Source organism: Methylobacterium brachiatum, from assembly GCF_900113845.1.
Taxonomy (GTDB): domain Bacteria; phylum Pseudomonadota; class Alphaproteobacteria; order Rhizobiales; family Beijerinckiaceae; genus Methylobacterium; species Methylobacterium brachiatum.
The window spans coordinates 161,763-184,495 of record NZ_FOQW01000007.1 but is presented as its reverse complement, the minus strand read 5'-3'; the positions used below and the strand labels follow the sequence as shown (position 1 = coordinate 184,495).

The following is a 22,733-nucleotide window of genomic DNA, read 5'->3' as shown; positions in this document are numbered from 1 at the left end:
ACGCGAATCCGCCCCGCTTAGCGGCCGAGGACCTGCCCGAGCGCGATGCCGCCGGAGGCCGCGAACTCGGCGGCCGCGATCTTCTTGCCGTCCTCCGGCTTGACCTTGCGGATCTCGATCCGGCCGCCCTGCGCGCAGACGCTGAACCCGTCCGCGTCCACGGCGATGACCTCGCCGGGCTTGCCCTTCACGTCGCCGAGGCGGCGCACCGGGTGCAGGCGCGCGTCGAAGATCTGGAGCTTCTTGCCGTCGAGCGTGGTCCAGGCCCCGGGGGCCGGGTTCGCCGCGCGGATCAGGTTGTAGATCTGGTCGGCATGGGCCGACCAGCGGATCTCGGCTTCCGCGGCCCGGAACCAGCCCTCGTAGCTCGCCGCGTCCTCGTCTTGGTCGATCTCGATATGCTCACCGGCGACGACCAGATCGGCCGCCTCCAGAATCGCCTCGACGCCCATCGGGAACAGGTTGTCGAAGTAGATGTCGCCCAGCGTCGCGTCGGCGCCGATCTCGCAGGTCTTCTGCAGGATCACCGGGCCCTCATCGAGTCCGTCCGTGGGGCGGAAGATCGTGAGCCCGGTCTGCAGGTCGCCCTTGGCGATCGGCCAGTTGATCGAGGACGGGCCACGATAGCGCGGCAGCAGGCTCGGATGGTACTGGATCGTCCCGTGCTTCGGGATGGTGACGAAGCTCTGCGGGGCGAATTGCAGCACGTAGGCCATGATGCCGAGATCGGCATTCAGGTCACGCATCGCGGCCTCGGCCTCGGGGCTCTTCAGGCTCGGGAACTGGAAGACCGGGAGGCCCTTCTCAAGGGCGGCGGTCTTCAGGACGTCCGGCTTGGCGCCGGCCTTCTCGGGCGCGCAGAACACCCCTGCCACGGTATCCCCGCGCGTCAGGAACGCGTCCAGGACGGCCTTGCCGAAATCCTGCTGACCGATGACGGCGATGCGCATGGGAAATCCCTGGCGTCGTCCGGCCCCGAAGCGGGGACGGATTCGTTCTGGTTGGACGGCGTGGTCGTGCAGATCGGTAACGGCGATCCCGGACGCGCGGCCCGGGATCGCCCGTCGGCCTCACTCGGCGGCGATCTTCTGGACGGCGCCGATCGCGCCGGACCCGGCGATTTCCTCGACCTCCTCGGCCGAGTACTTGAGCACGTCGCGCAGGATTTCGTCGTTATGCTCGCCGAGCAGGGGCGAGCGCGCGACCTCGGTCGGGCTCGCCGACAACTTGATCGGGTTGCCCACCGAGAGGTAGCGGCCGCGGGTCGGGTGATCGACCTCGACGATCGTGCCGGTCGCCCGCAGGGCCTCGTCCGCGGCGATCTCCTTCATGGACAGGATCGGGCCGCACGGGATGTCGTGGCCGTTGAGGATGTCCATGGCCTCGAACTTGGACATCTTCATCGTCCAGGCTTCGATGCGGGTGAAGATCTCGTTGAGATGCGGCAGGCGCGCCTTCGGGGAGGCGTAGTTCGGATCGGTCTTCCAGTCCGGCTCGCCGATGATGTCGCAGATCGGCTCCCAGACCGCGGCCTGCGTGATCACGTAGATGTAGGCGTTCGGGTCCTGCTCCCAGCCCTTGCAGCGCAGGATCCGGCCCGGCTGTCCGCCGCCGGAATCGTTGCCGGCGCGCGGCACGGCCTCGCCGAAGGGGATCCCTTCGCCGAACTGGCTGTATTCCTTCAGCGGACCGTGCTCGAGGCGCTGCTGGTCGCGCAGCTTCACGCGGCAGAGGTTGAGCACGCCGTCCTGCATCGCGCAGTCGACCTTCTGGCCGAGCCCGGTCTGCGTGCGGTGGTAGAGCGCCGTCACGATGCCGAGCGCCAGGTGCAGGCCGGTGCCGGAATCGCCGATCTGGGCGCCGGTCACCATCGGGATGCCGTCCCGGAAACCGGTGGTGGAGGCCGAGCCGCCGGCGCATTGCGCGACGTTCTCGTAGACCTTGCACTCCTCGTAGCGGCCGGGCCCGAACCCCTTCACGGAGGCCAGGATCATGCGGGGGTTCTTGGCGTGGATCTTCTCCCAGGTCAGGCCCATCCGGGCCAGCGCCCCGGGGGCGAAGTTCTCGACGAGGACGTCGCATTCCTCGATCAGGCGCCAGAGTACCTCCTTGCCCTTCGGGTTCTTCGAATCGAGCGTCAGCGAGCGCTTGTTGTGGTTCAGCATCGTGAAATAGAGGCTGTCCACATCCGGAATGTCCTGGAGCTGCTGGCGGGTGGCGTCGCCGACCCCGGGCCGCTCGACCTTGATCACGTCCGCTCCGAACCAGGCCAGGAGCTGGGTGCAGGTCGGGCCGGACTGAACGTGGGTGAAGTCCAGGATGCGGACGCCTTCAAGGGCCTTGCTCATGGTCGGTCTCGGATCTCGGGTCGGGTTTCGGGATTCAGGGTCGGGAGGCGATTCAGGTCGGTCTCACGGGCGCCGCGCCACCCTGGGGCCTGCGCGGCGCTTCGGCCGAGGACGCGCGTCTGGTGTTTGCGGACGGACCATGCCGACACTCCCTCCCGATACGCGGCCCCGTCGAATCGCGGTTCCGTCACCTTGGCCCGGTCAGGCGGGCCTTCCTGTTTGTATACCACATGCCATTAGCGGGAAGCGAGTACAAAGAAACTCTCGCGAAGGTTGTGGTCAGCGCATCAGCTTAGACCCAAGAGTTTTGTGGCTCAACGCGGATGGGCCAGAGCACAGGGGGAACCGGGTCCCGCCCCCTTGGCATACGTCTCAAGGCAGTCCATCATTCCGCCAAAATCGGTACTCCGCGACGCGGAAGACCGCGCAACAACGCTGAACGAGGAACGCCCATGCTCGCCAGCACTAGCCTCATCAAGTCCTCCTGGATCGCCGTCGATGTCGATCGCGACCGTGCGGAGCGCGTGCTCGTGGTCGAGACCTACATCGCCGTGAGCCCGCTGGAACCGAACTTCGACGCCGCGCAGTACGATCGCGTGCTGTGCTGCGTGCAGAAGGTCCTGAAGGCGCATCCCGAGATCGACCGAGCCTCGATTCTCAGCATGCACCGCGGCTCGGGCTGCACAGCCCTGTTCCGGGAGCCGCCCGCGGATGCGGCGCGGCCGGCCGCGGCGTGATTCCCGTTTTGCGGCGGTTGCGCCGCGCCTGAAGCGTGGGCGGCCTGGAGGGGTCGGGCGCGTCCCGCCATGTGTTCGAGGGCCGACCGATCGCGAGCTGATTCAGGAACGGTCCGGTTCGGCCTTGGCCGGCGGCTCTATCGCTTCCAGCGCGACCCGGGCGGCGTGGAACCACCAGAGCGGGATGTCGCGGTTCGCCTTCGTCAATTCCGACGCCCAGCCCTCCTTCGGCATCACCTCGGCCCGATCCGCGAATAGCCGAAGCGCGCTCTCGGCCCGCTCCCGCCGGCACCGCTCGCGGATCGCGGTGCGTTCGGCCTCGGCCCGGGCATCGGTCTGCTCGATCAGCCGCCGGGTCGCCAGTTCGTCGGCGTCGAAGGCGAAATGCTGCCAGAACGCCTCCGCCTCCCGGGCGACGTCCCGTTCCCGCTGCGCGACGGCCAGAGCCGCCTCGGCAGTCTCCTGGGCGGCCTCCGCCGCATGGGCGCGTGCCAGGAGGCGATTGTTGGCTTCGAGCAACTCGCGCTCGCGCTCCGGCGCCATGCGCTGACGCCGCAGGACACGCAGCTCCTCGTCGCGCGCCGCGCGATCGTCCGCGGCGGCGATCAGCCCCGCCAGGGGCCCGTCCGCGAGGGCGTCGGCACGCCGGAGATAGCGTTCGCGCAATCCCGGATGGTCCCTGTCCAGGGCCGGACCATCCCAAGCCGGATGGTCGGCGATCCCGGATCCGTCATGTTCGTAGAGCGACCGAGCCACCGCACGGCGCAGGTCGTCGGCAGGCGAAGTCGCGACGTGTTCATTCATGACGCTACGCTGGCGGCGAGTAACGGGACGGCAATTAACGCGCTTGTGCAGCCGGAGGAGCCATGGGCGCATGACGATCCGGTATCGAGGCGGGGGCAATCGTCACGCCCATGCATTCGTCCGATGGCCTGACGATCCGACACGCACGACTCTTACCGTGCGCGGTCGTTCCGGCCATCCTGTAAAGACGCCGTCGCACGCTTTACGCACCGGTCGCTGTCGATCCATCGCGACATCTTCGCCGATCCCGCTGCCGGTGCGGAAGGTCCATCGGGTCTTGAGAGCCAACGCGACTTTCGGTGGCTCGGACTTACCCTTCAGACTTCCGGGCGATCCGCTCCAGCGCCTCGAACATCGGCTCCAACTCAGCTTTGTCCAATTGGTGGAAGCCGAGGGTCCGGCCCATGATCACGCCCAGGATCGCGAAGAAGAGGACCGAACCCTCGCCCGGGCAGGCGCTGTTCATCCCGGCGAGCCGCTCGAGCTGGCCCGTCACGAAGGCACGGTAATCGTTCAGGGCCTCGGGATACTCGATCGAGGCGAGGAGCAGGGCACGCGAGGATTCGTCCTCGTCGCAATAATGCTTCCGGACATGCTCGACCATGGCCAGCGGAAGCTGCGCCGGTCCGGGCTGGATGGCCGCCTCGCAGGCGGCGATATCCAAGCGCATCGCGGCAAGCTTGCGGGCGACGAGAGCCAGGATCAGCGCATCCTTCGAGGCGAAGTGATGCAGCACCCCGCCCTTGCTCAACCCGGCCTCGGCCGCGACGGCGTCGATCGTCAGCGCCCGCGCGCCGCCCTTGCGCAGCACCGCGTCGGCCGCCTCCAGGATGATCTCCGGCCGTTCAGCCAGCCGCTGTCGTTTGACGCGCATGGGTCACCAAATTAAAAACCGACTGGACGGTATGTAAGCGATGAAGTAGGAGGACGTCACGCCGGTGGCCCGATTTTGCCGCGACGGCTGACGGCAAGATTCTCATGATCGCTCTTCGATACACAGCCCTGCTGCTCGCGACGATCACCTTCGCGTCGGCGGCCCGGGCCGCCGAACCGGCGGACGAGCCCGATTCGTCCCTGGCCCGGGTCCGAATCGTCGAGGCGCGCCGCACCTCCGTCGCGTCCGAGGTCGTCCTGACCGGCGATATCCAGGCACAGGCCCAGGTCAACGTCTCGTTCCGGACGAACGGTAAGGTCGCCGAGCGGCGGGTCGAGGTCGGCGACCATGTCGAGGCCGATCAGGTGCTGGCGGTGCTGGAGCCGCTCACCCAGCGGGCCAATCTCGACAACGCCAAAGCCGCCCTGGTGTCGGCCGAAGCGCTGCTGACCCAGGCCAAGATGGCTTACGAGCGCCAGAAGCAGCTCCTGGCCGGCGGCTACACCACGCGGCCGAGCTACGACAATGCCGAGCAGGAGGTCCGGACCACGCAGGCCGCGGTCGATTCCGCCAAGGCCGCGCTCGGCACCGCCCAGGAGCAGTTTTCCTACACGGAGCTGCGCGCCGGCGTCGCGGGGATCGTGACGAGCCGGAGCTTCGAGGTCGGCCAGGTGGTCCAGTCCGGCCAGACCGTCCTGGTCATCGCCCAGGACGGACCGCGGGACGCGGTGTTCAACGTCTACGAATCGCTGACCGCGCGACCGCCGGGGGACAAGACCATCACGGTCTCGCTGCAGGCGAATCCGGCGATCACGGTCCGCGGGACCGTGCGCGAGATCTCGCCGACCGTGGATGCGTCGAGCGGAACGGTGCGGGTGAAGATCGGTCTGGAGAACACCCCGCCCGCCATGGGGTTGGGTGCCGTGGTCATCGGGCATGGTCGCTTCGCCCCCCACGACGCGGTGATCCTGCCCTGGTCGGCGCTGTATCGCTACGACGGGCACCCGGCGGTCTGGATCTACGATACCGGCCGTCGGACGGTCGCGGTCCGCCCCGTGGACATCGACCGGTACGGGCCGGATGTCATCGCCCTCAAGGGCGGCGTCGAGCCGGGCGAGCGCGTCGTCATCGCGGGCATTCAATTTCTGCGTCCCGGGCAGGAGGTTGCGGCCGCCCTCGTCGAGAGCAACCCATGAAGACGCGCGCGGTTCTGATCCTGGCCGCCTGCGCGGCAATCCTCGGCGGCTGCGGCGGCCACGACGACGAGCCCAAGGATGCCGCGGCGCCCGTGCGGCCGGTGCTCACGCAGGTCGCCGTGCCGGGCGACACGATCACGTTCGGACCCTTCGCCGGCACGGTCGAGCCGCGCTACCAGTCGCAGCTCGGGTTCCAGATTCCCGGCCGCATGGTCGCGCGGGACGTGACCGTCGGCGACATCGTCAAGAAGGGCCAGCGCCTGGCCGCCCTCGACACCGTGGTCACGCGGTTCGACCTGACGCGGGCCGAGGCCGATTTCGCCGATGCGCGCGCGCAGGCCGAGAACGCGGAGGCCGCCGAGGCCCGCAGCCGCCGCCTGATGTCGGGCAACAACGTCTCGCAGGCGACCCTCGATCAGGCGGTCGCCAAGCGCGACACCGCCCGGGCGCGTGTCGATCAGGCCGCCGCGAGCCTCCAGAAGGCCCGGGATCAGATGGGCTACACCGAGCTCAAGGCCGAGTTCGATGGGGTCGTCACCCAACGCCTGGCCGAAGTCGGGCAGGTGCTGAGCGCCGGACAGGGCGTCGTCACTGTCGCCCGGCCGGAGATCCGCGAGGCCGTCGTGGACGTGCCGGAGCAATATGTCGGCGCACTGCCGGCCGACGGCGTGTTCACGGTCTCGCTCCAGAGCGCGCCGGAATTGACCGCCCGGGGCCGCGTCCGCGAGATCGCGCCCCTCGCCGAGACCGGGACGCGCTCCCGGCGCATCCGGATCACCCTGGACAATCCGGGCCCCGCTTTCCGGCTCGGCGCGACCATCGACGTGTCGCTGACGCGCAAGGTCCCCCGCCGCTTCCTCCTGCCCGAATCCGCTTTGCTCGTGGAGGGTGAGCGCCGTTCGGTCTGGATCGTGACGCCGGACGGCAAGTCGGTGACGCGCCGCGACGTGACTGTGGCCTCCGCCCCGGAGACGGTCGAGGGCGGGCGCGTCGCCATCCGTGACGGCATCGAGCCGGGCGAGCGGGTCGTCGTCGCGGGGGTCCATGCCCTACGCGAGGGCCAGGCCGTGCGCCTGACCGACGATGCCCGTTGAGCCGGTCGAACGAGAGTTTCCCGTGAAGGATTTCAACCTCTCCGACTGGGCGCTCGGGCATCGCTCGTTCGTCTGGTTCCTGATGGCGGTCTCGCTCGTCGCGGGCGTGATGGCCTATAGCCGCCTCGGCCGCGAGGAGGATCCGCCATTCACGATCAAGACCATGGTCGTGCAGACGACCTGGCCGGGCGCGACGATCAAGGACACGCTCGATCAGGTCACCGACCGGGTCGAGAAGGAATTGCAGCAGCTCAACGCGCTGGATTACGTCCGCAGCTACACCACGCCGGGCTCGTCCACGGTCTTCGTGCAGTTCCGCGACACGCTGAAGAAGTCCGAGGTCCAGCCGGCCTTCTATCAGGTCCGCAAGCGGCTCGGCGACATCAAGGGCCAGTTTCCGGACGGCGTGCAGGGGCCGTTCTTCAACGACGAGTTCGGCGACGTCTACGGCAACATCTACGCGTTCACCGCCGACGGCCTGACCTACCGGCAGCTGCGCGACTACGTCGAGAGCATCCGCACCGAGGTCCTGCGGGTGCCCGATATCGGCAAGACCCAGCTGATCGGGACCCAGGCCGAGACGATCTATCTCGACTTCTCGACCCGCAAGCTCGCCGGCTACGGCATCGATTTCCAGGCCCTGATCAAGGCGCTCCAGGCCCAGAACGCGGTCTCGGCCTCCGGCGTGGTTCAGGCCGGACCGGAGCGCGTGTCGCTGCGGGTCACAGGCTCCTTCACCTCGGAGGCCTCGCTCCAGGACGTGAACCTGCGGGTCAACGACCGCTTCTTCCGACTCGCCGACATCGCCGAGATCAGCCGCGGCTACGAGGATCCGCCGGCGCCGATGTTCCGGGTCGACGGCAAGCCGGCGATCGGTCTCGCCATCGCCATGCGGCCCGGCGCCAACCTTCTGCATTTCGGCGAGGCCCTGAAGGGCGAGATGCGCCGGATCGAGGCGACGCTGCCGGTGGGCGTCGGCGTCCACCTGGTCTCCGATCAGCCCAAGCAGGTGGAGCACGCGGTCGGCGGCTTCACCGAGGCGCTGGTCGAGGCCGTGGTGATCGTGCTGGCGGTCAGCTTCGTCAGCCTCGGCGTGCGGGCCGGCCTGGTGGTCTCCGTGTCGATCCCGCTCGTGCTCGCGATCGTCTTCGTCGTCATGCAGATGATGGACGTGACGCTGCAGCGCATCTCGCTCGGCGCGCTGATCATCGCGCTGGGCCTGCTGGTCGACGACGCCATGATCACGGTCGAGATGATGGTCGCCCGGCTGGAGCGGGGCGACACCCTGCGCAAGGCCGCGACCTTCGCCTACACCTCCACGGCCTTCCCGATGCTGACCGGTACCCTGGTGACGGTGGCGGGCTTCCTGCCGATCGGCTTCAACGGCTCGGGGGCGGGCGAGTACACCTACTCCCTGTTCGTCGTGCTGGCGGCCTCGCTGCTGGTCTCATGGGTGGTGGCCGTGCTGTTTGCCCCGCTCATCGGCGTCGCCCTGCTGCCGAAGACCGTGAAGCACCATGCGGAGAAGCGCGGTTTCCTGACCCGGCTGTTCCTGGCCATGCTCCGGCTCGCGATGGCCTGGCGCTGGACCACGGTCGTGCTCTGCCTGGGGCTGATGGCGGTGGCGATCGTCGGGATGGGCCATGTCCAGCAGCAATTCTTCCCGTCCTCCGACCGCTCCGAATTGCTGGTCGACCTGACCCTGCCGCAGAACGCCACCATCGCCGAGACCAAGGCGCAGATGGACCGGTTCGAGGCGAAGCTGAAGGACGATCCGGACGTGACGAGCTGGTCGTCCTATGTCGGCCAGGGCGCGGTGCGCTTCTACCTGCCCCTCGATCAGCAGCTCTCCAACGCGTTCTACGGGCAGATCGTGGTCGTCACGAAATCCCTGGAGACCCGCGACCAAGTGATGGCGCGGCTCCAGGCGATCGGGCGGCGCGACTTCGTCGGCACCGACGTGCTCGTCCAGCCGCTCAGCCTCGGGCCGCCGGTCGGGCGCCCGGTCCAGTACCGGCTCAGCGGGCCGGATATGGAGACGGTGCGCCGCCTCGCCCTCGACCTCGGGAACGTCGTCGCCGCCGACCGCCGCCTCGACGTGCCGACCTTCGACTGGAACGAGCCCGGCAAGGTGCTGCGGGTCGAGATCCTCCAGGACAAGGCGCGCCAGCTCGGCGTGACCAGCCAGGACATCGCCGGCATCCTCAACGGCATCGAGGGCGGCCAGGCGATCACGCAGGTGCGCGATTCGATCTACCTCGTGAACGTGGTCGGCCGGGCGCGGGCCGCCGAGCGCTCCTCGCTCGACACCCTGCAATCCCTTCAGGTCGGCCTCGCCAACGGCTCCGTCGTGCCGCTGCTCTCCTTCGCGCGGATCGGCTACGACCTCGAGCAGCCGATCGTCTGGCGTCGGAACCGGCTGGCGACCGTGACGGTGCGGGCGACGATCCGCGACACCACGCAGCCCGCCACCATCGTCACCGGGTTGCAGCCCGGGATCGACGCCTTCGCGAAGGCGCTGCCCGAGGGCTACAGCCTGGAGACCGGCGGCGCCGTGGAGGAATCGGCCAAGGGCCAGGGCCCGATCGCGGCGGTCGTCCCGGTGATGCTGCTCACCATGGCGCTGCTGCTGATGGTCCAGCTCCAGAGCGTCGGCCGGATGCTGCTGGTCTTCACGGTGGCGCCCCTCGGCCTGATCGGCGTCGTGCCGGCGTTGCTGCTGTTCGACAAGCCGATGGGCTTCGTGGCGATCCTGGGCATCCTGGCTCTGATCGGCATCATCATCCGCAACGCCGTGATCCTGGTGAGCCAGATCGAGGAGTTCCGGGCCGAGGGCATGGCGCCCTGGGATGCCGTCTACGAGGCCACGCACCACCGGATGCGGCCGATCCTGCTGACGGCCGCGGCGGCGAGCCTGGGCCTGATCCCGATCGCCCGTGAGGTGTTCTGGGGGCCCATGGCCTTCGCGATGATCGGCGGCATCCTGGCGGCGACCTTCCTGACGCTGCTGTTCCTGCCCGCCCTCTATGTCGGCTGCTACCGGATCCGACCGGAGAGCCGCGACCGGGCTCCGGCGCAAGCCGCCTGAGCGACCGGCGACACCGATCGCAGCGTGGCCCCACGCTGCGGTGAGCGGTCGGCCCGCCCCTCCGCCCCCTCAGGGCGGGCCGACCGTGATTCGTTTCAGAGGATGCAGGCGGAAACTCCGGACCGTCCCCGCACGTAAGCGGGACGAGAACCGAGGAACCCCGCCCGCATGAACGCCTTCATCGCCGTCGTCCTGGTCTGCGCCAACGGTCTCGCCCAGGAGGCCTGCACCGATGCCGAGGCGCTGGAAGTGCGCAAGGTCCGGGTCGCCAACGAGCTCGGCTGCGCCACGGGCTGGCAGGAGATCATCGCCCGCACGGAGCGGCGCGAGGAGATCGGCAAGTCCGCCTATCTCAAGACCGCGTGCCGCCGGGTGAAGGAGCCGCAGTGACCGGGCGCGCCCGGCTACTTGTCGTACTTGATGTAGGCGAAGCGCGGGTCGGACGGGGTTCCCTCCAGTCCCTGTCCGTCGAGGGCCGGCTGCCAGGACACGACCTCCTCGATCTTCTTGGCGAGCGCGAAGTCCTTCTCGGTGATTCCCTTGGCCGCATGGTTCATCAGCCGCACCTCCACCCAGGCATAGGAGGCCGTCAGGTCGGGGTGGTGCCAGGCGGCCTCGGCGAGGTGGCCCACGGTGTTGATGACCATGAGCGTGCCCTTCCAGCTCGCCGTCTTGTAGGTCCGCCGGATCCAGCCGTCCTCCAGCCGCCAATGCGGCAGCTCGGCCTTCAGCCGGGCCTCGATGGTCGCCTCGTCCAGAACGCCCTCGCGCCGCTCGCTCATTCGCCTCGTCCTTCTCGGTTCGTATTAGAGAGCAAGGGTGCCCGCGGCACCGGCGGCGCGCAAGCGCACAAGGGAATTCGCCGCGGTGGACGGCGTGCCATGCGAGCCCTATGACCTTTTTCCAATGGCGGCAGGACAAGTCCACGCCCAAGTCTGCGATCTCTCAAGACCGCGCAATACGATGGGAGAAGGCGTGATGCTGTCACGGCGCGCAATGCTCGCCGGCGGCCTGCTCGGCGGCCTCGGCCTGCGGGCGGCGCGGGCGGACGTGCCGGTGATCCGCCTCGGGAGCCTGCCGTTCGGCACCTCCACATGGGAGGCGGCGGTGATCAAGGCCCGCGGCCTCGATACCGCCAACGGCTTCCAGCTCGACGCGGTCAAGCTCGCCGGCAACGACGCGGCGCGGATCAGCTTCATTGGCGGGCAGGTCGACACGATCATCGGCGACCTACTGTGGGCCGCTCGCCTCGGCAATGACGGCCAGGCGGTGCGCTTCATCCCGTACTCGACCTCGGAGGGCGCCGTGATGGTGCCGGCCGACAGCCCGATCAAGAGCCTGAAGGACCTCGACGGCAAGCGCTTCGGCGTCGCCGGCGGGCCGCTCGACAAGAACTGGCTCCTGCTGCGGGCGCAGGCCAAGGACGCCGCCGGGATCGATCTCGAGCACGCCGCCGAGATCGCCTACGGCGCCCCTCCGCTGATCACCCTGAAGCTGGAACAGGGCGCCCTGGACGCGGCCCTGACCTACTGGACCTATTGCGCGCGGCTCGAGGCCAAGGGCTTCCGCCGGCTGGTCGGCGCCGAGGACATCATGCACGCGCTCGGCGTCGCCGGCGACGTCTCCCTGATCGGCTACCTGTTCCAGGACACGACCGTGAAGGAGAAGCCCGAGGCGGTGGCCGGATTCGCCCGGGCGTCGCGCGCCGCCAAGGAGATGCTGGCGGCCGATCCCACGACCTGGGAGGTCGTGCGCCCGCTGATGGCGGCGGAGAACGACGCCACCTTCGAGGCGCTCAAGCGCGATTTCCTCTCCGGCATCCCGCGCCGCCCGGTGGCGGCCGAGCGCACCGATGCCGAGAAGCTCTACGCCGTGATGTCCCGCCTCGGCGGCCCCCGCCTGGTCGGCAAGGGCGCCGGACTGCCGCCGGATCTCTACTACGACGCCGGCCGCAATGGCTGAGCGGCCCGTCTGGCTGGTCCCCGCATCCGGGATGGCGATCGCCGGGACCGCATGGGCGCGCTGACCCGCATCGCGTCGCTCGCCGTGCTTGTCGCCGCCTGGCAGTTCGCTGCGCTGGAGGCCGGCTCGCGGCTGTTGCCGGCCCCGATGGCGGTGCTGCGCTTCATCCTTGAGGAGGCCGAGCGCGGCGACCTCGCGCACAATGTCGGGGTCACCCTGCTGCGGGTGGCGATCTCCTTCGCGGTGGCGATGGTGCTGGGGATCCTGCTGGGCGTCGCCCTCGGGCGCTCGAAGGCCGCCGACCTGACCCTCGACACGCCGCTCCTCGTCCTGCTCAACACCCCGGCCCTGGTGATCACCGTGCTGGCCTATGTCTGGGTCGGGCTGACCGAGACGGCCGCCATCCTGGCGGTGGTGCTCAACAAGCTGCCGAACGTCGCGGTGATCGTGCGCGAGGGCGCGCGCAACCTCGATCCGGGCCTCGACGAGATGGCCCGCGCCTATCGGTTCGACCGGCGCACCTGGGCGATGGACGTGCTGGTGCCGCAGCTCCAGCCCTACGTGGTCACGGCGGCCCGCTCGGGCCTGTCGCTCGCCTGGAAGATCGTGCTGGTGGTCGAGCTGCTCGGCCGTCCCGACGGCGTCGGATTCGCGATCAACTACTACTTCGTCCAGAGCACCGATGTCGCCGCCATCATCGGCTACAGCCTCGTGTTCATGACCGTGATGATCGGCATCGACGTCCTCCTCCTGCAGCGGCTCGAAGCCCATGTCCGCCGCTGGCGCTGAACCCGTTCTCCAGGTCGCGATCGCCGCCAAGCGGTATCGGTCCAAGGGCGCCGAGCCGGTGGAGGCGGTCCGCGATCTCAGCTTCGGCGTCGGCGCCGGCGAGATCGTCTGCCTGATCGGCCCGTCCGGTGCCGGCAAGACCACGACCCTGCGGATCCTGCTCGGCCTCGACACGGATTTCGAGGGCTGCGTTTCCGGGGCCGATCAGGCCGGCATGGTGTTCCAGGAGCCGCGGCTGCTGCCCTGGCGCAGCGTTGAGCACAATGTCCGGCTGGGTCTGCCGCGGGCGCGGCGCGGACGCGATCTCGACGGCCTGTTCGCCCAGCTCGGCCTCACGCCCTGGCGCGGCAGCTACCCGAAGGCGCTGTCGCTCGGGATGCAGCGGCGGGTGGCGCTCGCCCGCGCGCTCGCCGATGCGCCGCGGGTGCTGGTGCTCGACGAGCCCTTCGTCTCCCTGGACGACAATGCCGCCGCCGAGCTGCGCGGCCTGGTGGTCGACACGGTCGAGTCCGCCGGCATGAGCGTCCTGATGGTGACCCACAACGTCGCCGAGGCGATCGGCATCGCCGACCGGCTGCTGCTGGTGTCCAAGCGACCGGCCACCCTGATGGCCGATGTGCCGCTCGACCGTCCCCGCGGGCGGCGCGACCGCGCCTGGGCCGAGGCGACGCGGGCCGCCCTGGCCGCCCGTCATCCCGGCATCATCGCGGAATAGACGGCGCCGCCGCGCGAGAGGGTTAGGCCGGGCTCAGTTCGCCTTGGCCTCGACGTCGAGGCGGTCGAGCAAGGCCGCCGGCGAGCGGGCCGCACCGATATCGATGAAGCCGATGCCGGCCGGCTCCTTCGACTTCGCGTGGAGCACGAGCTTGCCCGGCTTCATCACGAACTGTCCCATCGCGGCGCCGATGCCCTTGGCGGCCGCGGTGTTGCCCAGGATCACCGGGACGCCGAGCAGGCTGGCGGTGACGTATTCCTTGCGCAATTCGTCGGGCTTGAGGCTCAAATCCTTGGATTGCGCCGTCAGGAAACGCTCGAACAGCCCGGCATTCTCGATCGTGAGGTCGAGGCTCTTGGCGCTGCCGGAGAACATCAGCATCGTGGCGGCGGGCAGGGTCCCGTTGAACAATTCGGGCCCGATGCCGCCCAGGGTGCCGGTCAGCCGGACGGTCCCGATCTCGCGGCCGGTGACGGTGACGTCGCGCAGCGACAGGTCGCGGGCCTTCCCGTCGAGCGCCGCGTCGGCCACGACATCGAGGTCGAGCTCGCGATACCCGTAGGCCGGCAGCGCACCGATGATCGGGGCGCCGGCAACCAGGTCGGCCGGCAGGCTCAGGCCCGTGAGGGTCAGCCGGCTCGCGGTCGGGACGCCGTCCTGCGGCGGGCCGAAGGACAGGGCCGCCTCGCGCAGGGCGATGCGACGGGTGGGCGGCGGCGTGATGGTGACCGCGAGCGGGTCGCCGGGCTTCGCGTCGGGCGCCTTGGCTTCCGCGGGCTTCGCTTCCGCGACCTTGCCCTCCACGATCTTGCCCTCCGTGGGCTTGGCCGAGCCCGGCCTGCCCGGCGCGGGGCCACGGGTCGCCGGCCGCGGATCCTGCGGGGCCGCCTTGGGCGGCTCTGGGTCCAGCGGCAGGTCAATGCTCAGGTCGGTGAGCGTCATCCCGCCCAGCGCCGGCGTCAGGCTACGCATCTCGGCGTCGCTGAATCCGGGCCGGCTCTCGGATCCGGCGGCGGCCTTGCGCAGGGCCTCGACCGTCGGTGCGAGCGAGACGTTCGAGAGGGCCAGACGTCCGAGATGCGCGCGCAGGCTGCCGCGCGACACGGTCATGTTCTCCAGGACCGTGCCGAATTCCGACCCGGCGGCATAGGTGGCGCGCTCGATCTCGAACAGTACCGGGCCCTGCGGGTCGGTGTTGCTGACGCTCAGACCCTGCATGTCGAGGCTGCCCAGGGCCGTCGCCTCGATGAGGTCGGCGGCGGAGGCCGCGAAGGTCCGCCGGTCGTTGGGCCCCTGGAAGCCTGCGGCCACGATCTCGAACGCGCCGTTCCAGCCGTCCGGGATCTGCCGGCCGCCGAGGTCGCGCCCGTTCAGGTGCGCGATCTTCACGGTCGTGCCGCGCGCGTCGGAATAGGTCACGTCCGAGACCTGGATCGTGCCGTAGACCTTCTGCACCGGTCCCTTGCCATCGCCCGGGACGGTGTAGAGCCGGTTGAGCGCCGCCAGGTCGAGATCGGTCGCCCGGACCCGGCCATAGGTGCCGTAGCCGCGGTTCGGGCCGGTGACGGCGCTGACCGTCGCGCCGGCGGCGGTAAGCTCGCCGACGCGGCCGGCTTTCACGTCGCGGGCGACCACGTCCCGGTAGGTCACGGTCTGGCGGTCGTCGCCGGGGCCGGCGTGCTCGGAACTCAGAACCGGGATGGTCAGGCTCCCGGCATCGAGCCGGGCCAGCCGGGCCTCCCAGGGCTCGGAGGAATCCGACTTCAGGATCGCCGCGAGCTCATCCTTGGACAGGCGCGTGCCGCTGGCCGTCAGCTTCGGCGCCCGCAGCAGCGTGCCGCCGAGCGGCAGCATGACATCCGTGATCGTGACGTCCTGAACCGCCGCAGCGCCTTCCTGGGCCGCCAGCGGCGCGGGCGCCGCCGCGCCGGCGAGGCACAGGATGGCGCAGCTCGCGGCCAAAGCCGATCGCAGGCGGGATCGGACCTTCGGATGGATCATGGGAGGGTCCGGATCACGGCTCAGGCTGGCTAGCCGCATGGGTGCCGCGTTTTACCGGTCGAGGCAATCGCGCATGGGCTGCACGAGCCGTGAGCCGGCTCCAGTGTCGTACACGGGCAACGGCCGCGCCGAGGCGGCGGGCCGTCGCGCCCGGGTCAGAGCGAGAACGACGTGCCGCAGCCGCAGGAGGCGGTCGCCAGCGGGTTCTCGATCTTGAAGGACTGGCCGATCAGGTCGTTCACGAAGTCGATGGTCGAGCCGGACATGTATTCCAGCGAGACCGGATCAACGATCACGGTGGCGCCGTCGCGCTCGATCGCCACGTCCTGGGCTTCCCGGGACCGCGTGATGTCGAAGGCGTAGGAGAATCCGGAGCAGCCGCCGCCGTTCACGCTGATGCGCAGCGACGAGCCCGGGGGCTCCGCGCCCATGATCTCGTTGATGCGCTTGGCGGCGCGGGGGGTCAGGGTGATCTCAGCCATCGTTAGCTCTGGCCACGCAAGTGTCCGGTGGATGGCGCCGCCCGGCCGTTGCCGAGCCCGCCTCGGCCCACAAGATATGGGCTCGAGGCCCGCGCCGCAACGCGCCGGGCGGGGAGGGGTCATGATCAGGCTGCGCGAGATTGAGAGCGGACGCCGTGCGGCCGAACGGTGAGCGCTGGCGGGCGGCCTACGCCACGGATCCGGCGCGCACGCGCGGTCGGCTGATCGTCGAGGCATCGTCGCCGACGCGCAGCGATTTCCAGCGCGACCGGGACCGGATCATCCATTCGACGGCGTTCCGCCGCCTGAAGCACAAGACCCAGGTCTTCGTGCATCACGAGGGTGACCATTACCGAACCCGGCTGACCCACACCCTGGAGGTCAGCCAGATCGCCCGGGCGCTCGCCCGCGCGCTGGGGCTCGACGAGGATCTGGCGGAGGCCTTGGCGCTGAGCCACGACCTCGGCCACACCTGCTTCGGCCATACCGGCGAAGAGGCGTTGGATTCCTGCATGGCGGCCCATGGCGGGTTCGACCACAACGCGCAGGCTCTGCGCATCGTGACCCGCCTGGAGCGGCGCTACGCCGGGTTCGACGGCTTGAACCTCGCCTGGGAGACCCTGGAGGGGCTGGTCAAGCACAACGGCCCCCTGCTCGACCGGGACGGGCAGCCGACCCCGCGCTATGCCGAGCGCGGCATCCCGGCCGCGATCCTCGAATACGATGCCCTGAACCCGCTCGACCTGTGGAGCCAGGCGGGTCCCGAGGCTCAGGCCGCCTCTTTGGCCGACGACATCGCCTACGCGGCGCACGACCTCGATGACGGCCTGCGGGCCGGCCTGTTCGAGATTCCGGAGCTGCGTGCGGTCCCGTTCCTGGCCGATCTGCTCGACGAGATCGACCGGCTGCATCCGGGCCTCGAACCGTCCCGGGTGATCCACGAGCTGGCCCGTCGGGTGATCACTCGGTTCGTGGAGGACGTGATCCGCGAGGGCGGCCGCCGGATCGCCGCGCTCGCGCCGCGCAGCGTCGCGGATATCCGGAACGCCGCCGAGCCGGTCATCGTGTTCTCGCGACCGATCGCGGAGGCGGATGCCGAGATCATGCGCTTCCTCTGGGCGCGGATGTACCGGCACCCGGGCGTCGTGGCCGTGCGCAAGAAGGCCGACGCCATCGTCAACGACTTGTTCACGGCCTTCACCGCGGCACCGTCCCGGATGCCGGACGAATGGAGCGCCGGACTCGCCGATGCGACGGAGAGCCGGATCGCCCGGCGGGTCGCTGACTACATCGCCGGCATGACCGACACCTACGCGGTGCTGGCGCATCGCAAGCTATACGCGACGACCCCCGACCTGTACTGGGAATTGCCGAGCCGGGGCCTGCCCCTCACCGACCCGTGAGAGCCGGAAAGGGGCGGTCCGCGATCAGCAGCCGCAGCCGCAGGTGAAGCTGCCGTAACAGCCGCCCGAGCTGTACCCGCCATACCCGCCATAGGCGGCCGGAAAGGCGTAATCGTAGCCGCCGTAGGCCGCGGGGTAGCCGTAGCCGTAGCCGCCGCCATAGCCGTAACCGCCGTACAGGCTGCCGGCCGCGAGCCCGAGGCCGAGGCCGATACCCGCGCCGGCCAGGCCGTAGCCCAGGCCGCGCCCGTAGCCGCCGCGATAGCCGTAGCCGCGACCGTAGCCGTAGCCGTAGCCGCGGCCGTAGACGCCCCGCCCGGCGAAGCCGCCGTAATGGCCGCCATACCCGCCGTGATACCCGCCGCCCCGGAAGCCGCGGGCCTCGGCGCCCGGCACCGTCAGGACCAGCGCGCCGAGAGCCGCGCCCACCATCATCAAGGTCTTCATCAAGATCTCCGGACTCGAGAATTTTGCGATCCGGTCGATCACATAGATACACGCGGGCCAAGACAAGATGCGTAGCGGCGCATCGGTAGTCGTCGCATGGGGATAAACTGCGCTCGCCTGCCCGAATGCCAGGTCGTTTCGGCGGCGCGGTTAACGGCGGCTTGCGGCGCGGTGCCGCCGGGAATCGCCGCCGCCGTGACACCCTCCCGCCCCCTTGCTAGACGGCTTCGAGCGGGCGCAGGCCGAGACGGCCGGGCGGAAGCAAACCCGCGCGAGCGAGATCGAGACCGATGAACATCTTCGCCCTGTTCGAGGCGCGTGTGCGCGAGGCCGTGGAGGCGCTGACCCGCGCCGGCCAGCTGCCGGAGGGCCTCGACCTCGGACGCGTCGTCGTCGAGCCGCCGCGCGACACCACCCATGGCGATCTCGCCACCAATGCCGCTCTGGTCCTCGCCAAGGAGGCGCGCGCCAACCCGAAGGCCCTGGGCGAGGCGCTGGCGGCGGAGCTGCGCACGGATCCCCGCATCCTGGAGGCGAGCGTTGCCGGCCCGGGCTTCATCAACCTGCGCCTCGCGCCCGAAATCTTCCACGATGTGGTCCGCAGCGCGCTCTCGGACCCGGAGACCTTCGGCCGCGCCCGGCTGCAGGGCGGTCCGATCAACGTCGAGTACGTTTCGGCCAATCCGACCGGGCCGATGCATGTCGGCCATGGCCGCGGCGCCGTGTTCGGCGATGCCCTGTGCAACCTCCTGGTGGCGGCCGGCCGCCAGGTGACGCGCGAATATTACATCAACGACGCGGGCGCCCAGGTCGACGTGCTGGCCCGCTCCGCCTACCAGCGCTATCGCGAGGCTCTGGGCGAGCCATTCGCCATCGCCGAGGGGCTCTATCCGGGCGACTACCTCAAGCCCGTGGGCACCAAGCTCGCCGAGACCCATGGCCGGGCGCTCCTCGACCAGTCGGAGGCCGATTGGCTGCCGGTGGTGCGCGAAGTTGCGCTCGGCATGATGATGGACATGATCCGGGCCGATCTCGCGGCGATCGGCATCCGCCACGACGTGTTCTTCTCGGAGCGGACGCTCCTGCAGAGCGGCGCCGTCAAGGCGCTGCTTCAGGAGCTGCGCGAGCGGGGGCTCGTCTACGAAGGCCGCCTGCCGCCGCCCAAGGGCCAGTTGCCCGAGGATTGGGAGGACCGCGAGCAGACGCTGTTCCGCACCAAGGATTTCGGCGACGACACCGACCGGCCGCTTCTCAAGTCGGACGGCTCCTACACCTACTTCGCCTCGGACATCGCCTATCACCGAGCGAAGTACCTCGCGGGTGCCACCGAGCTGATCGACGTGCTCGGCGCCGACCACGGCGGCTACGTCAAGCGGATGCAGGCGGCCGTGAAGGCGGTCAGCGACGGCAAGGCGACGCTCGACGTGAAGCTCTGCCAGCTGGTGCGGCTGTTGCGCGCGGGCGAGCCCGTGAAGATGTCCAAGCGGGCCGGCGAGTTCGTGACCCTGCGCGACGTGATCGACGAGGTCGGCCGCGACGCGATCCGGTTCATGATGCTCTACCGGAAGAACGACGCGACGCTCGATTTCGACCTCGCCAAGGTGGTCGAGCAGTCGAAGGACAACCCGGTCTTCTACGTCCAGTACGCCCATGCCCGGGTCCGCTCGGTACAGCGGCAGGCGCGCGAGGCCTTCCCGGACGCGGACCTTTCCGCCGAAGCCCTGCTGCGCGAGGCGGCGTTCGACGTCCTGACCGATCCGGGCGAGATCGAGATGATGCGCCTGATCGCCCAATACCCGCGGGTCCTCGAATCCGCGGCGCTGGCGCACGAGCCGCACCGAATCGCGTTCCACCTCTATGAACTGGCCTCGGCACTTCATAGTTTCTGGAACAAGGGCAAAGACTTGCCGCAATTACGGTTTGTTAATGCAACCGACCGAAAGTCGTCCTGGGCGCGGCTGGCGCTCGTCGAGGCTCTTCGGAGTACCCTCGCGGCCGGCCTCGCGGTTCTCGGTGTGACCGCGCCGGACGAGATGCGATAGGCTCGATATGCATCGGGCCGGTGACCGGCCCTGATGTGAGGATGCTGCCATGACGAACGCTTCGCGCGCTCAGGTCGATTTGGACGCCCTCGCGCGCGATCTGCGTCACGAGCAGGGTCGCGGCACGCAGGGCGGCAGCAAGCCCGACCCCCTGGCCGAGCTCGCGCGGATCGTCGGTCAGGATGACCCCTTCCGGGCGCTGCTGGCGGCGCGTGACGAGATGCGCGGCGCGGCCACCGCGCAGCCGGAGCCCAGCTGGGACCATCGGGTCGAGCCGAGCTTCGCGCCCGAGCCGCCGAAATCCACGCCCGCCGACGCCTTCGACCAATATCTCGCCTCGGTGGAGCGCGACACGCACGAGGAGCCGGTGCCCTACGGCGCGGAGGCCGCCGGCACCCAGGAAGGCGCCGGCCCGGACTACGCCGATGATCGCTCGCTGCGCCGGGTGAACCCGCGCCGCCGCCTGGCCTCGGTCGGCGCCGGCATCGCGATCGTCGCCGTCGCCGTGACCGGCGCGCTCACCTACAAGGGTCTTCACGGGTCGAGCAGCGGCGGCGGCGTCCCCGTCGTCCAGGCCGATTCCACGCCCCTGAAGGTCGCCCCGAAGGTCGCCGACGGCGTCGAGATCCCGGACCAGAACCGGCAGATCTACGACACCAAGGGCAAGGCCAAGGAAGGCCAGATCAAGATCGTGAACCGCGAGGAGCAGCCGATCGACGTGGCCGAGGCGGCCCGCGCGGCGCAGGGCACCGGCCCGGCCGGCGGCGCGCAGAGCGGCACGACGCCGGGCAACGGCCCGTTCGAGGCGTTCGGCGAACCGCGCCGGGTCCGCACCGTGGCGGTGAAGCCGGAAGCCCCGCCCGCACCGGTCCAGCGCGAGGCGCAGGCCGAGGGCGCGCCGGCCCCGATCCCGACCATGGTCCTGCCCACCGACGAGCCGCCGCAGCAGGCGAAGCCGAAGCCCGGCCGTCAGGCGGCCGCGTCCCTGCCGGCGCCCACGCCGGAGCCGGTCCAGGCGCCGCCGCCGCCCACCCCGGCCGAAGCCGCCCCGCCGAAGCCCGTCGCCGTGAAGCCGCCGCCGAAGGCCGCCCAGCGGGTCGCCTCCCTGGCCGCCCCGGCCGCGGACGCGCCGGAGGCCGTCGACGACACCGTCAAGACCGGCTCGGTCGGCGGTTTCTCGGTCCAGCTCGGGGTGCGCGGCAGCGCCGCCGAGGCGAAGGCCGCCCTCAAGCAGATGCAGGCGAAGTACAGCCAGCTCGCCGGCAAGCCCGAGCTGATCCGCCAGGCCGAGGTCAACGGCAAGACGATCTACCGCGTCCGCGTCGGGCCGCTGGCCAAGAACGAGGCGGCCAGCCTGTGCAGCGCCCTGCAGGGCGAGGGCGGTCAGTGCTTCGTGGCGAAGAACTGAGCCATCGATCATCCGGTCTCGTCCTGAAGCAGGGGGAGGCCGGATCCGCCTTGAACGCGAGTCCGCCCCGCAACACCCGGCCCCCGTCGACACGCCGAACGGGGCGGGCACGCGGTTTCGCCTTGCCGGCTCCCTGTTCCCGCCCGACTCTGCCGGCATCGAGTCGCCGTTTCCTCCGCCGCACCCGCGCGGCCATCGAGAAGCCCGCATGACCGCCCGTGCCCTGATCCTCGGCTGCGCCGGCAAGACGCTCTCCGCCGAGGAGGCCGCCTTCTTCCGCGACGTGCGGCCGTGGGGCTTCATCCTGTTCAAGCGCAACATCGGCACGCCCGACGAGGTGCGCGCCCTGACGGCCGCGCTGCGGGACTGCCTGGGCTCGGATACGGCGCCGATCCTGATCGATCAGGAGGGCGGCCGGGTCCAGCGCATGGGGCCGCCGCACTGGCCGTCCTATCCGGCGGGCGGGCGCTACGGGCGTCTGAACGGCAGCGCCACCGCGATCGCCCGGCTCGGCGCCCGGCTGATGGCGCACGATCTCGCGGAGGTCGGCATCAACGTCGATTGCGCGCCCGTGCTCGACGTGCCGGCACCGGGATCGCACGACATCATCGGCGACCGGGCCTACGGTTCGAATCCCGATTCGGTGGCCGAGATCGGCCGCGCCGTGGCCGAGGGCCTGATGGCCGGCGGCGTTCTGCCGGTGATGAAGCACGTCCCCGGCCACGGCCGCGCCGCCTGCGACAGCCATCACGGGCTGCCGGTCGTCGAGGCGACGCTCGAAGCGCTCGCAGCGCAGGATTTCCGGCCGTTCCAGATGCTCGCCGACCTGCCGATGGCGATGAGCGCCCACGTGGTCTTCACGGCCATCGACCCCGATCGTCCGGCCACCCAGTCGGCGCGCGTCATCCGCGATGTGATCCGCGGCGCCATCGGCTTCGACGGGCTGCTGATGACCGACGACCTGTCGATGCACGCGCTCACCGGCACGTTCCGCGACCGGACACAGGCCGCCTTCGCGGCGGGCGTCGATGTCGGGCTTCATTGCAACGGCGCCATGGACGAGATGCGGGCCGTCGCCGAAGCCGCGCCGTTCCTGACCGGTGAGGCTGCCCGGCGGGCCGCCGCCGCGCTCGCACGCCTCGACAGGGCGGGCGACGCGTTGGATCTGCCCGAGGCTCGGGCCCGGTTCGCGGCGGCGATGGCCAGTGCGGCCTGACCCGCGGCCTTCCACCGCGGGCATCCACCGTCCCTGAAGCCGCCTCTGCTTGTGTTCGGGCGGTGCGATCCCTAGGTTCGCCCGGAAATCTTCAACCGGTCGTAGCGTCACGCTCCCACAGGTGGGC

Annotated in this window: 20 protein-coding genes; 12 read left to right on the top strand and 8 right to left on the bottom strand. The window is 70.0% G+C overall.

The features are described 5' to 3' along the window. Nucleotides 1–17: 17 nt before the first annotated feature. Complete coding sequence (locus BMZ47_RS10775) at nucleotides 18–950, bottom strand: methionyl-tRNA formyltransferase (protein WP_091861754.1); 933 nt, start codon at nucleotides 948–950, stop codon at nucleotides 18–20. A gap of 120 nt (nucleotides 951–1,070) precedes the next feature. Continuing rightward, entirely contained in the window at nucleotides 1,071–2,348 is a 1,278-nt protein-coding gene (gene frc, locus BMZ47_RS10770; RefSeq protein ID WP_007563720.1) for a formyl-CoA transferase, read from the bottom strand. Between the two features lie 452 nt (nucleotides 2,349–2,800). Between frc and BMZ47_RS10765 the strand changes: the two genes are divergently transcribed. Then, on the top strand, nucleotides 2,801–3,085 hold the full coding sequence (locus BMZ47_RS10765; protein ID WP_007563721.1) for a hypothetical protein: 285 nt from the start codon (nucleotides 2,801–2,803) through the stop codon (nucleotides 3,083–3,085). Nucleotides 3,086–3,187: 102 nt separating this feature from the next. Here the strand turns inward: BMZ47_RS10765 and BMZ47_RS10760 are convergent, their stop codons facing one another. Together BMZ47_RS10760 and BMZ47_RS10755 are read right to left on the bottom strand one after the other, a co-directional pair. Continuing rightward, entirely contained in the window at nucleotides 3,188–3,889 is a 702-nt protein-coding gene (locus tag BMZ47_RS10760; RefSeq protein WP_167369029.1) for a hypothetical protein, read from the bottom strand. A 310-nt stretch (nucleotides 3,890–4,199) separates the two neighbouring features. Further along, nucleotides 4,200–4,763 carry a TetR/AcrR family transcriptional regulator gene (locus BMZ47_RS10755; protein WP_091861747.1) on the bottom strand — a complete coding sequence of 188 codons (564 nt, stop codon included), beginning with the start codon at nucleotides 4,761–4,763 and terminating at the stop codon, nucleotides 4,200–4,202. A gap of 104 nt (nucleotides 4,764–4,867) precedes the next feature. Here BMZ47_RS10755 and BMZ47_RS10750 point away from each other — a divergent pair, with 104 nt between their 5' ends. From BMZ47_RS10750 to BMZ47_RS10735, 4 genes are all read left to right on the top strand, one after another. Next, nucleotides 4,868–5,959, top strand: coding sequence for an efflux RND transporter periplasmic adaptor subunit (locus BMZ47_RS10750; RefSeq protein WP_091861745.1), 1,092 nt, complete (start codon nucleotides 4,868–4,870; stop codon nucleotides 5,957–5,959). Continuing rightward, nucleotides 5,956–7,053: an efflux RND transporter periplasmic adaptor subunit gene (locus tag BMZ47_RS10745; protein WP_091861741.1), complete on the top strand. Its 1,098-nt coding sequence runs from the start codon at nucleotides 5,956–5,958 to the stop codon at nucleotides 7,051–7,053. Before BMZ47_RS10750 ends, BMZ47_RS10745 begins: the two co-directional genes overlap by 4 nt. 22 nt (nucleotides 7,054–7,075) lie before the next feature. After that, a complete protein-coding gene (locus BMZ47_RS10740) occupies nucleotides 7,076–10,141 on the top strand; it encodes an efflux RND transporter permease subunit (RefSeq protein ID WP_091861737.1) in 3,066 nt (1,021 codons plus the stop codon). Between the two features lie 168 nt (nucleotides 10,142–10,309). Continuing rightward, on the top strand, nucleotides 10,310–10,531 hold the full coding sequence (locus tag BMZ47_RS10735; protein ID WP_007563733.1) for a hypothetical protein: 222 nt from the start codon (nucleotides 10,310–10,312) through the stop codon (nucleotides 10,529–10,531). A gap of 14 nt (nucleotides 10,532–10,545) precedes the next feature. On the opposite strand, the gene BMZ47_RS10730 is transcribed toward BMZ47_RS10735, so the two are convergent. Next, nucleotides 10,546–10,923 (bottom strand): 4a-hydroxytetrahydrobiopterin dehydratase, encoded by a 378-nt coding sequence (locus BMZ47_RS10730; protein WP_091861734.1) that lies wholly within the window; start codon nucleotides 10,921–10,923, stop codon nucleotides 10,546–10,548. A 196-nt stretch (nucleotides 10,924–11,119) separates the two neighbouring features. Here BMZ47_RS10730 and BMZ47_RS10725 point away from each other — a divergent pair, with 196 nt between their 5' ends. From BMZ47_RS10725 to BMZ47_RS10715, 3 genes are read left to right on the top strand one after another with little or no spacing between them, the layout of a single operon-like run. Next, entirely contained in the window at nucleotides 11,120–12,103 is a 984-nt protein-coding gene (locus BMZ47_RS10725; RefSeq protein ID WP_007563738.1) for an ABC transporter substrate-binding protein, read from the top strand. Between the two features lie 51 nt (nucleotides 12,104–12,154). Continuing rightward, nucleotides 12,155–12,892 carry an ABC transporter permease gene (locus BMZ47_RS10720; RefSeq protein ID WP_007563740.1) on the top strand — a complete coding sequence of 246 codons (738 nt, stop codon included), beginning with the start codon at nucleotides 12,155–12,157 and terminating at the stop codon, nucleotides 12,890–12,892. Next, nucleotides 12,873–13,607 carry an ABC transporter ATP-binding protein gene (locus BMZ47_RS10715; protein ID WP_091861731.1) on the top strand — a complete coding sequence of 245 codons (735 nt, stop codon included), beginning with the start codon at nucleotides 12,873–12,875 and terminating at the stop codon, nucleotides 13,605–13,607. Before BMZ47_RS10720 ends, BMZ47_RS10715 begins: the two co-directional genes overlap by 20 nt. A gap of 33 nt (nucleotides 13,608–13,640) precedes the next feature. On the opposite strand, the gene BMZ47_RS10710 is transcribed toward BMZ47_RS10715, so the two are convergent. Both BMZ47_RS10710 and BMZ47_RS10705 read right to left on the bottom strand, forming a co-directional pair. Further along, nucleotides 13,641–15,608 carry an aq_1923 C-terminal domain gene (locus BMZ47_RS10710; protein WP_091861728.1) on the bottom strand — a complete coding sequence of 656 codons (1,968 nt, stop codon included), beginning with the start codon at nucleotides 15,606–15,608 and terminating at the stop codon, nucleotides 13,641–13,643. Between the two features lie 155 nt (nucleotides 15,609–15,763). After that, complete coding sequence (locus tag BMZ47_RS10705; protein WP_007563746.1) at nucleotides 15,764–16,090, bottom strand: HesB/IscA family protein; 327 nt, start codon at nucleotides 16,088–16,090, stop codon at nucleotides 15,764–15,766. A 155-nt stretch (nucleotides 16,091–16,245) separates the two neighbouring features. On the opposite strand from BMZ47_RS10705, the gene BMZ47_RS10700 reads away from it, so the two are divergent. Next, nucleotides 16,246–17,493: a deoxyguanosinetriphosphate triphosphohydrolase gene (locus BMZ47_RS10700; RefSeq protein ID WP_091861724.1), complete on the top strand. Its 1,248-nt coding sequence runs from the start codon at nucleotides 16,246–16,248 to the stop codon at nucleotides 17,491–17,493. A gap of 24 nt (nucleotides 17,494–17,517) precedes the next feature. Here BMZ47_RS10700 and BMZ47_RS10695 read toward each other — a convergent pair whose 3' ends face one another. Continuing rightward, nucleotides 17,518–17,940, bottom strand: a complete 423-nt coding sequence (locus BMZ47_RS10695) for a hypothetical protein (RefSeq protein WP_091862080.1) — start codon at nucleotides 17,938–17,940, stop codon at nucleotides 17,518–17,520. Between the two features lie 290 nt (nucleotides 17,941–18,230). Between BMZ47_RS10695 and argS the strand changes: the two genes are divergently transcribed. From argS to nagZ, 3 genes are all read left to right on the top strand, one after another. Then, nucleotides 18,231–19,982: an arginine--tRNA ligase gene (gene argS / locus BMZ47_RS10690; protein ID WP_091861721.1), complete on the top strand. Its 1,752-nt coding sequence runs from the start codon at nucleotides 18,231–18,233 to the stop codon at nucleotides 19,980–19,982. Nucleotides 19,983–20,031: 49 nt separating this feature from the next. Continuing rightward, nucleotides 20,032–21,390, top strand: coding sequence for an SPOR domain-containing protein (locus BMZ47_RS10685; protein ID WP_091861718.1), 1,359 nt, complete (start codon nucleotides 20,032–20,034; stop codon nucleotides 21,388–21,390). A gap of 208 nt (nucleotides 21,391–21,598) precedes the next feature. Continuing rightward, entirely contained in the window at nucleotides 21,599–22,606 is a 1,008-nt protein-coding gene (gene nagZ, locus BMZ47_RS10680; RefSeq protein ID WP_091861715.1) for a beta-N-acetylhexosaminidase, read from the top strand. The last annotated feature ends 127 nt before the right edge of the window (nucleotides 22,607–22,733 follow it).